Raw genomic sequence first — 7,200 nt, 5'->3', positions numbered from 1 at the left:
TCCAACATCAATTGATGACCAAGATGCTGATAAGATAAGAGAAAAAACAATTTTTAGTGTTTTTTTTAGTGAAGATAGTTTATTGAAAAGCAAATATCACATAGATGAATTTCATACTTGGAAAAATGGTAAAATGATTGTTAAGTAGTAAATAAAAGTTATCAGGAAAATACCCTCCCTTTGGTCGTTGGTTAAGCGAAGCGTTCCTACGCTCCAAAAGATAGAAGAGCATCACGCATGTGATTGGCAAATTCAACATGAAGTGGAGAGTTAAGTGTAAGTAATTATACCCCGTTGGCAGTTGTAGGTCAACGGGGTTTTGTGTATAATTGTTTGGGCTTACGAATACAATATCAAAGACCATCTAGGTAATGTACGAGTATCATTCAAGAGTAATTCAGGTGTATTACAACAGGTAGAAAGCACCAATTATGACCCATTTGGTATAGAACTCAATGGTACAGGAACGGCAAATAGTGTTGAGAACCGCTTTAAGTATCAAGATAAAGAAAGCCTAACGCTCTTTGGATTAAGTGGCATCAATGATTTTGGAGCGAGGTATTATGATAAGACTGTTGGTAGATGGTGGGGAGTTGATGCATTGGCGGATATGATGCCAGATTGGTCTCCTTATAATTATGTGTTTAACAATCCTGTTCAATTTATAGACCCATTTGGATTAAGTCCAACAACAGGAGCAGATGGACTAACCAATGACCAATGGATGCAAGCTTCCAATCCTGCCAACCATGGTAGTGAAGCGTTTGGAGGAAGTGGGCTAACCACTCAATACAGACAAGATAATTGGTATAATGAAATCCATGAAAAAAGAAATAAGTTTCCCGAAGGTGAATGGGACTGGAATGCTCCAGGAGCTACTGATGAAGAGGTATTTAGGATTTATGGTATCAATAATATGGTACATATTTATTACAATAATGGCTTAAAAGCTAGATTTAAGAAAAATCAATTAGACCCATCTACCATTGGACATAATATTTTTGGTTTGACATATCCTGGCGGTAATAACCCTATGACCTATGGTACGAAATACGACTATTCCTATGTTCCAGAAAGTGCATCAGAGTATCCAGCGATTGGACACGATAGAAGATATGATAGATTAGGTACAACCGGGGGAATAGGATTAGCTACAGATACAAGAGCGATTGGTGCAGATTATAGATTTGTGTATGAAGAGGCTGTTGTTTATAACGCTAGTATTCTAAGGGGTAAATATAAGGATGCAGGCTATTCACTGTTGTTAGGTACAGGCTTAGGGTTATTTGCACTTCCCAAAACACTATTTAAATTGATGAGTCACGGGGTAGGTCCAGGCTCAATAAATAAAGCAATGTCTGAAATTATAATTTGGTATAATTATAGTAGTATAGACGTAACTAATAAACCATCTAAATAATGAAAAAGAATATTCTACCAATTATTGTATCAATCGCATTAGTGACCTTTTGTTTTTATAAGTTAGGGAGTTTATTTAGTCCAGGGTCATATCCATATGCTGAAGTTTATGAAATAGGAATAAGGGACTCATTATTGATTGAACGCATCAAAACATTCAAGATAAATAATCCCTCTTATGATATTTCCTCAAAAATAGGATTAGCAGACGATATTTTAGGACAAGAAAAAAAGTGGGTTATGTGTTATTTTTATTATAAAGAAGAGAATCAAATTATTGCAACATGGGTAAGAGAATTGGATAATAATCATTGTCAATTTGCCCTTGTAAGTGTGAATAATGGGATAGAGTTAGGAAAATGGAAATATGTAAATCATGATTATGGTTTTTTTGACTCTATCACCGAACGAGCAAAATTTGAAGACAGAATTCTAAAACCTTTAAAAGTAAGTTATAAAAGGCGTTCATTTTTTTAATTTGAGAATTGTAGTATACATAAAAATACGGTTATACACTACAACACAAAATAAGCTGATGCTTTTATCACTTCAGTTAAACCACAAGAGAGACACCATCACCCGTTGGCTATAAAAAAACGGGTGATGGTGTCTGTAAGAAAATGCGTCCTCTATCTAAGTAAAGTATATGTTTCAGGTAATACTTTTGCTTCTTTAATTGGAGCGGTATCAAACTCAGGGACAAACGATTTAACTATAAACCAATTTAGTAAGTCTGATGGAACTTCTCCTGACCCAAGCAAATCACATAAAAGTGGTCGAAATGGAGATCTACGGTATTTAAGGACTGATGAAGGTGGCAGTGCGGTTATTCTTGGAAGCCCTAATGTAGCTGTTGGGAGACAAAATCAGCTAAATAATTCATTACATTTATTTGGATGGAAAGATATGATTTCAGGAAGGTTTAACGGAGGTTTATTAAATCATATATCATCCTCAAAAGAACGTGGAATTAAATCAGACCATTCTAATCATCTCCATTTACAAGGCTATTCTCCCAATGTCCAGGTTGATTATTTGGGAGGGACATTACCAGAGGTAGTTGTTAAACCCAATAACGAACAATGATAAAAATATTTAGGTACTTACTTTTTTCTTTATTTGCTTTTATACTATTTGAATGCCAATCACAAGATAAGGTTTTAATACTTTATCAAGGCAACTACACAGAAGAGACAAAGTATAAAATTCTAAATTCTGACAAATCACAATTTGCTGAAATCAAATCTGTTGATGGAAATGAGCCATCTTGCTCAAAATTAAAAGGGAAAATATTAGCGTACTTTGATGATTATTATATTTTTCATTTTCGAGCAAAGCAAAGTATTCTGCCTAATTACTTTGAAGTTCAGATAGGTTCTGTTCTTAAATTAATAGAAAAGTCTAATACAATGATGCTTCTATCCTTAGAAGATTACATTTTGAAATATTATTGTAGTGCATCAAAGCAAAATCCTTTGAAAATCTCTCCAAATGAAAAATCTAAATCCATATCCGTCAATTTTGAAGATGTTGGTTTTATCTGTTTAGAAATAAAGGGGGATTGGGTAAAAGTTAAATGTAATAAAGAGTGCGAAAGTTGCCCCAATGGTAAAAACATTGAGGGCTGGATAAGGTGGCGAAGAAATGATAAAATAATTTTGAAACAATATTACAACTGCTAGTTAAAAAGCCCCAAATAGGGGCTTTATGCTTACTCTAACTCTTCAGTATTTCCTTCAATTCCTTTTCAGAAATATTGTCTTTTACTTGCTTGTCGTAGATGGTCAGTAAGATAACTTCCTCATTATCAGTAATTAATTAGATAATCAACGAAGCTATATTTTAGTTATGATTATGCCAAACGCCTTAAATCAGCCGTTTACACAGGTATTGGCCCCGAAAATTATGGAATATCAACAATTACCTATGATAAAAATGGAAATATTACTACCTTACAACGCAATGGCAAGGTAGGTAGTAGCTATGGCCTAATGGACAATCTGACCTATACCTACACTGGCAATAAGTTATACAAGGTAGAGGATGCCATCTCGGGTGATAATATTGTAGATTTTGTAAATCGAAATGCAGTTACCAACGATTATGATTATTATAGCGACGGCTCGTTAAAAAAAGACCTTAATAAAGAGATAAGCCAAATAGACTATGACCCGTATTTAAAACTTCCTAAGCAAATCAGCTTAACGAATAATCGATGGATAAAAATAACTTATGCTGGTGATGGAAGAGTCTTAAAGCGAACCTACTCGACAGGCGAATATTGGGAATACGACGGGTCGATGGTTTACAAAAATGGGCAACCGTATCAGTTATCTACGCCCGAAGGGAGAGCTACCTATGTGAGTAATGCTTGGTTTTACGAATACAATATCAAAGACCACTTAGGTAATGTACGAGTATCATTCAAGAGTAATTCAGGCGTATTACAACAGGTAGAAAGCACCAATTATGACCCATTTGGGATAGAGTTGAATGGCACAGGAACGGTAAACAGTATTGAGAACCGCTTTAAGTATCAGGATAAAGAAAGCCTAACGCTCTTTGGATTAAGTGGCATCAATGATTTTGGAGCTAGGTATTATGATAAGACTGTTGGTAGATGGTGGGGAGTTGATGCATTGGCGGATGTATCAAGAAGGCATTCGCCATACCAATATAATTACAATAATCCTTTAAGATATATAGACCCTGATGGGATGGCAAGTGAAGAGATGGTTGGGGCTGATGGATTGACTAATAGCCAATGGGCGGCGGCAGGTGGCAATTTTCAAGAAGAACAGGAAGCCAAAAAGGAAAACCAGAAAACGGAGAGACAACAAAGAATTTATACTTATAAAATTGGTTCGCTTTTAGGTAGTGATGGAGATTTAAGTCGTAGCCCTATAGATGGTGTTGCAGGAGATGAGGAAGATGAAGATTCTGCCTTATCAACTTTTCTAAGAAGTTTTAACACTGGAACACGTTTTGAAAATACATCTGATGGACAAACACTACTAAAACATTTTTTGAATGGAGGTGGTTCTCAAATGAATTTCCATACAAATTCCGACATGGCAAGAATTATCTCATATAACAATACATTTAAAGAATTTATTGCTAATTATGGAAATGTAGCAATAAATTATTTTATAGTTAAGGGTTCAATGGAAGGGTTTAAAGGTAATGATTATCTAACTGCACTTAAACCTAGTTATATGAGTAGTAATTTGTTTTCGTGGACAGTCATGGGAGGTTGGCAATCTCTAAGAGTTGATATTTTAAAAGTAACAAAGAGTAGTGTGGTAATGGATGTTATTATCGGAGATATATTTGGAGCAGGTAAAGGTGATGCTAATAGTAATTTGCCTGGGTTATCTGAAATGTACAACTTACAACATAATTACTCCAAAGGAAGTAAATATAATCCTTTTCCTTGGACAGTTAAAATTCATACAAGTCATTCTAAATAATAATAAATATGAAATTACAACTTGTTAAGTTTTCCTTTTTCATTCTTTGTATTTTGTTAATTCAAAACTGTAAGGAAGATAATAGAGAAGGTGTTAGTAAAAGTAGGACTTTTATTTTTCACTATGATATAGAGACAGAGCATCTCATAAAATCTTATATGCATTATATCTATATTGGCAATTACACCGTAAAAACAAAAGCTGATACATTATTTTTATTAAATAAGGCAATGGAGTATGTTGATAGTGTTCGATATGCAACACCAGTAACCGGGATAGTGTTTGTTAATAGTATAGATGATTTTCCAACATCAATTGATGACCAAGATGCTGATAAGATAAGAGAAAAAACAATTTTTAGTGTTTTTTTTAGTGAAGATAGTTTATTGAAAAGCAAATATCACATAGATGAATTTCATACTTGGAAAAATGGTAAAATGATTGTTAAGTAGTAAATAAAAGTTATCAGGAAAATACCCTCCCTTTGGTCGTTGGTTAAGCGAAGCGTTCCTACGCTCCAAAAGATAGAAGAGCATCACGCATGTGATTGGCAAATTCAACATGAAGTGGAGAGTTAAGTGGAAGTAATTATACCCCGTTGGCAGTTGTAGGTCAACGGGGTTTTGTGTATAATTGTTTGGTTTTACGAATACAATATCAAAGACCACTTAGGTAATGTACGAGTATCATTCAAGAGTAATTCAGGTGTATTACAACAGGTAGAAAGCACTAATTATGACCCAGTTGGGATAGAGTTAAATGGTACAGGAACGGCAAATAGTGTTGAGAACCGCTTTAAGTATCAAGATAAAGAAAGCCTAACGCTCTTTGGATTAAGTGGGATAAATGATTTTGGAGCGAGGTATTATGATAAGACTGTGGGGAGATGGTGGGGTGTTGATGCTTTGGCGGATGTATCAAGAAGGCATTCGCCATACCAATATAATTACAATAATCCTTTAAGATATATAGACCCTGATGGGATGGCAAGTGAAGAGATGGTTGGGGCTGATGGATTGACTAATAGCCAATGGTTGGCAGCAGGTGGGGATGCTGGTAAAGAGAAAACATTTAATCAAGAAAATAAAAAAGAAGAAAAGAGTACTCAAAAAAATACAATACAAATATATAACAGAGACGATGGAGGTCAAAATTCAAAATTATTTTCAAATGAGACAGAAGCCTATAGGTATATGTGGGCAATTGCTTTGTTAAAAAAATGGGGTATTAGAGGAAGAGAGGTTGGAGCTATTTTAACTAATAAGGGAGTTTTAGTAACTCCATATGCAAACAACGAGTATGCAGATTCTGGTTCCGGTTTTTTAGAAGCAGGACTTAAAAAAAATAATGATTATATCTCATTTGAGGGTGGACAATTATTTATGTTAGGTGTTATTCATACTCATCAAGCACTTAGTTTAGATGGTTCTCCTTGGGCACTAGGTTATAAACTTTCTGGTGAAGATAAAGATTTTGCATATAAAATGATTCCAGGGAAACCAATTTTTGCAATTGGTAGGGATGGTAATTTGTATGGATATGCTTGGGCTAATTATGGAAAAAAAATAATGAAAGGGGATGAAGGTTTTTGGACAGGTCATAATACAGCAGAATTATTTGATGGAAGTTTTAGATTAATACCGTCATTAAAACAAATATTTAACAAACCATGAAACAATTTAAAGTCGCAGTCTTTTTTATGATGGTTTTATCATGTCATTCTAAATATCAATGCCAAAAAGATATTAATCCAATCGTGGTAAAAAAAATAGATGAGCATATTAAGTATATTCAAGATGAAGTTAAACATAAAAAACAATCCAAAATGTTGATTTGTGTATACGAAAAGGTTGTTTTGGATACATCATTTGTTACTATTGAATACATAGATAAAAAATATTATTTAGATGATATTTTAAAAGAATTTCACCCAACTTGGCAAATAATATCAGATTCATTAGCAATTATTGGCTTTGAAAATAAAACTGTTATCCAAAGTAGAGAAAATAATAACCTTAATCTAACTGATTTTATACCAAAAGAAGAAGCGAAATATTTGACAAATGAGTACTACCCAGTTGAATTGATATTCGTAAAAGGGGAATTTGTCAGAACAAGGGTTTCAGACCTTCAATTCAACCCATTTTGGCAAGCTTTTGAGCGACATAATCCACCTCCTAAAAAGTTTTTTTGATTTTAGACGTTGTAGTACTTCACTGAGTCGTTGTGTTAGTAAATCTTATCTCTCTGGCCGTTGGTTAAGCGAAGCGTTCTTACGCTCCAAAAGATAGAAGAGCACGCTCGTGATTGA

8 protein-coding genes are annotated in these 7,200 nt (G+C 34.1%); all 8 read left to right on the top strand.

The features are described 5' to 3' along the window. The first annotated feature begins 319 nt into the window (after nucleotides 1–319). The 8 genes from FLEMA_RS0166355 (at nucleotide 320) to FLEMA_RS0166315 (ending at nucleotide 7,083) form a co-directional block, all read left to right on the top strand. Entirely contained in the window at nucleotides 320–1,420 is a 1,101-nt protein-coding gene (locus FLEMA_RS0166355) for an RHS repeat domain-containing protein (RefSeq protein ID WP_026998141.1), read from the top strand. Then, complete coding sequence (locus tag FLEMA_RS0166350; protein ID WP_026998140.1) at nucleotides 1,420–1,896, top strand: hypothetical protein; 477 nt, start codon at nucleotides 1,420–1,422, stop codon at nucleotides 1,894–1,896. The genes FLEMA_RS0166355 and FLEMA_RS0166350 overlap by 1 nt, the downstream gene beginning before the upstream one ends. A gap of 105 nt (nucleotides 1,897–2,001) precedes the next feature. Next, entirely contained in the window at nucleotides 2,002–2,505 is a 504-nt protein-coding gene (locus FLEMA_RS0166345) for a hypothetical protein (RefSeq protein ID WP_144080210.1), read from the top strand. Then, nucleotides 2,502–3,101, top strand: a complete 600-nt coding sequence (locus FLEMA_RS0166340) for a hypothetical protein (RefSeq protein WP_026998138.1) — start codon at nucleotides 2,502–2,504, stop codon at nucleotides 3,099–3,101. The genes FLEMA_RS0166345 and FLEMA_RS0166340 overlap by 4 nt, the downstream gene beginning before the upstream one ends. Before the next feature lie 309 nt (nucleotides 3,102–3,410). Beyond that, on the top strand, nucleotides 3,411–4,889 hold the full coding sequence (locus FLEMA_RS0166330; protein WP_026998137.1) for an RHS repeat domain-containing protein: 1,479 nt from the start codon (nucleotides 3,411–3,413) through the stop codon (nucleotides 4,887–4,889). A gap of 8 nt (nucleotides 4,890–4,897) precedes the next feature. Further along, nucleotides 4,898–5,341 carry a hypothetical protein gene (locus FLEMA_RS0166325; RefSeq protein WP_026998136.1) on the top strand — a complete coding sequence of 148 codons (444 nt, stop codon included), beginning with the start codon at nucleotides 4,898–4,900 and terminating at the stop codon, nucleotides 5,339–5,341. A 171-nt stretch (nucleotides 5,342–5,512) separates the two neighbouring features. Then, nucleotides 5,513–6,562 (top strand): RHS repeat domain-containing protein, encoded by a 1,050-nt coding sequence (locus tag FLEMA_RS0166320; protein ID WP_026998135.1) that lies wholly within the window; start codon nucleotides 5,513–5,515, stop codon nucleotides 6,560–6,562. After that, nucleotides 6,559–7,083: a hypothetical protein gene (locus tag FLEMA_RS0166315; RefSeq protein ID WP_026998134.1), complete on the top strand. Its 525-nt coding sequence runs from the start codon at nucleotides 6,559–6,561 to the stop codon at nucleotides 7,081–7,083. The genes FLEMA_RS0166320 and FLEMA_RS0166315 overlap by 4 nt, the downstream gene beginning before the upstream one ends. Nucleotides 7,084–7,200 lie beyond the last annotated feature (117 nt).

Source organism: Flectobacillus major DSM 103 (assembly GCF_000427405.1).
Taxonomy (GTDB): Bacteria; Bacteroidota; Bacteroidia; order Cytophagales; family Spirosomataceae; genus Flectobacillus; species Flectobacillus major.
Note: the sequence above shows the minus strand (reverse complement) of the source record. Positions and strands in the feature narration are given on the sequence as shown.

Bases quoted from the DNA above. Each gene is read 5' to 3' on its own strand.
- FLEMA_RS0166325 (WP_026998136.1), top strand. From the start codon at position 4,898: ATGAAATTACAACTTGTTAAGTTTTCCTTTTTCATTCTTTGTATTTTG.
- FLEMA_RS0166330 (WP_026998137.1), top strand. From the start codon at position 3,411: ATGGACAATCTGACCTATACCTACACTGGCAATAAGTTATACAAGGTA.
- FLEMA_RS0166350 (WP_026998140.1), top strand. From the start codon at position 1,420: ATGAAAAAGAATATTCTACCAATTATTGTATCAATCGCATTAGTGACC.
- FLEMA_RS0166315 (WP_026998134.1), top strand. From the start codon at position 6,559: ATGAAACAATTTAAAGTCGCAGTCTTTTTTATGATGGTTTTATCATGT.
- FLEMA_RS0166340 (WP_026998138.1), top strand. From the start codon at position 2,502: ATGATAAAAATATTTAGGTACTTACTTTTTTCTTTATTTGCTTTTATA.